The organism is Mesorhizobium sp. M8A.F.Ca.ET.165.01.1.1, assembly GCF_004792065.1.
In the GTDB taxonomy this organism is placed as follows: Bacteria; Pseudomonadota; Alphaproteobacteria; order Rhizobiales; family Rhizobiaceae; genus Mesorhizobium.
In genome coordinates this window covers 1-2,198 of the sequence record NZ_SRTH01000040.1, presented here as the reverse complement: position 1 = coordinate 2,198, position 2,198 = coordinate 1, and the positions used below count along the sequence as shown (strand labels likewise).

The 2,198-nt window shown below is 67.1% G+C and carries 1 protein-coding gene; it reads right to left on the bottom strand.

Features of this window, described 5'->3' with window-relative positions; translation table 11 throughout:
• Nucleotides 1-2,068, bottom strand: a 2,068-nt coding sequence (locus tag EN808_RS35020; RefSeq protein WP_245525194.1) for a condensation domain-containing protein, incomplete at its 3' end; no start/stop codon positions are given.
• Nucleotides 2,069-2,198 lie beyond the last annotated feature (130 nt).

Sequence of the window (2,198 nt, the reverse complement as noted above, 5' to 3'; positions counted from 1 at the left end):
CCGGCCTGACCCCGAGCCCGATCAGATGATGGGCCAGCCGGTTGGCCCGCGCATTGAGCTCGCCGTAGCTCAGGCGCTCGTCGTCGCAGACCACCGCCACCGCCTCCGGCGCCTGGCGCACCTGCGCCTCGAACAGCTCGTGGATGCAAAGATCCGACGGATAGTCCGCGTCCGTCCGGTTCAGACCCTCCAGCAGATAGGTGCGTTCGGCGGCCGGCAGGATGTCGATGCGGCCGACCGGCTGGCCTGCATCGGCAACCATCGCCCGCAGCAGCACCACCAGATATTCACGCTGCCGCTCGATCGTCGCTTCGTCGAATAGCGCCGTGGCATAGTGCAGCGATCCGGCGATCTGATCGCCATCTTCGCCAAGGTCGAGCTCCAGATCGAACTTGACCTGATCATACCCCTCCCCGGCAGCCTCCACGCTCAGCCCCGGCAGGTCCAATGACGCGATCGCATTGTTCTCCCAGGCCAAGATCACCTGGAACAACGGCGTGTGATCAAGATGCCGGGGCGGCTGCGCGATCTCGACGACCTGCTCGAACGGCAGGTCCTGATGCTCCTGCGCGGCCAGCGCCGTGCGCCGCGTCCGCGCCAAAAGCTCCGACACGCTCGGCTCGCCGGACAGGTCGAGCCTAAGCGCCAGGGTATTGACGAAGAAACCGATCAACTCTTCGATCTCGCGCCGGCCTCGATTGGCGCTCGGAACGCCGATCACGAGGTCGTCCTGCCCCGACAGACGCGAAAGCACCGCCGCCCAGGCCGCCAGCACCGTCATGAACAACGTCGTGCCATGCTGCCGGCTCAGCCGCTTCAGATCCCGCGTCAGATCCGCATCGATGACGATCGGCACACTGGCCCCGGCAAACGACTGCTGGGCCGGCCGCACGCGGTCAGTCGGCAGTGCAAGCCGGGCCGGGGCGCCTGACAGGGCGTTGCGCCAATACTGCGCCTGGCTTTGCAGCCGTTCCCCCGACAGCCACTGCCGTTGCCAGGCGGCATAATCCGGGTACTGGATCGCCAGCGGCGGCAAAGGATCGTCCTGTCCAGCTGCGAACGCCCGGTAAAGCTGACTGAGTTCACGCACCAGCACGCCCATCGACCAGCCGTCCGAGGCAATGTGATGCTGGGTCAGCTGGAAAACATGTTCCTCATCCGACATCCGGATCAGACGCCCGCGGATCAGCGGCCCGCGCGCAAGATCGAAGGGCGTCTGCGCCTCTTCACGGCACAGATCCAAAAGCGCCGCCTCTGCATCCGGCCTGTCCCGCAGATCGTGCTCCAGCACCGGCAGCCCCTCCGGCGGCAGAACCTCAACCCGCGGCTTGCCCTCCGGAGCGACAAAGACACCGCGCAGCGCCTCATGACGGGCAAACAGACGGTCAAGGCTGCGCTGCCAGGCGACGCGGTCGAGCACGCCACGCAGTCTCAAGGCCAGCGGAATGTGATAGTTGGTACTGCCCTCGTCCAGCTGCGCCAAAAACCATAGCCGCTGCTGCGCGAACGACAGCGCAAGCGGCTCGTCGCGCGACACCGTCGCAATCGCCGGCAGGTCTTGCGGACCGGTGCGGCTCAACACCTCGACGATGCTTTCGGCCAGATCGGAAAGAACCGGCCTGGCGAACAGCCTCGTCAGCGGCAGTTCGACCCCAACAGCCCGCGACAGCCGGCTCAAGAGCTGCACCGCCAGGAGCGAATGTCCGCCGAGTTCGAAGAAGTTGTCGTGGCGTCCGACCCGCTCGACCCCGAGAAGCTCCGCCCAAATCCCGGCCAGCAGCGTCTCGACCGCGCCCTGCGGCGCTTCATAGGCGGCGTGCGCATAGGCCTCGTCGGCCGGCGCCGGCAGCGCCTGGCGGTCGAGCTTGCCGTTCGGTGTCAGCGGCAGCCCATCCAGCCGCACGAAGGCCGACGGCACCATGTAGTCGGGCAGCCGCGCACCCAGATGAGCGCGCAAGGCGCCGGCAAGCTGCGCGCCATCGTCCCCGTCCGAGCCGGCCTCGGGTCCGCACACGAAATAGGCGACAAGATGCTTGTCGCCGGCGCGGTCCTGGCGCGCCACCACCACCGCCTCACGCACCCAGGCATGCTCGCAAAGCCGCGCCGCGATCTCGCCCGGCTCGATGCGGAAGCCGCGGATCTTCACCTGCTCGTCGTTGCGGCCCAAAAACTCCAGATTGCCGTCCGGCAGATAACGC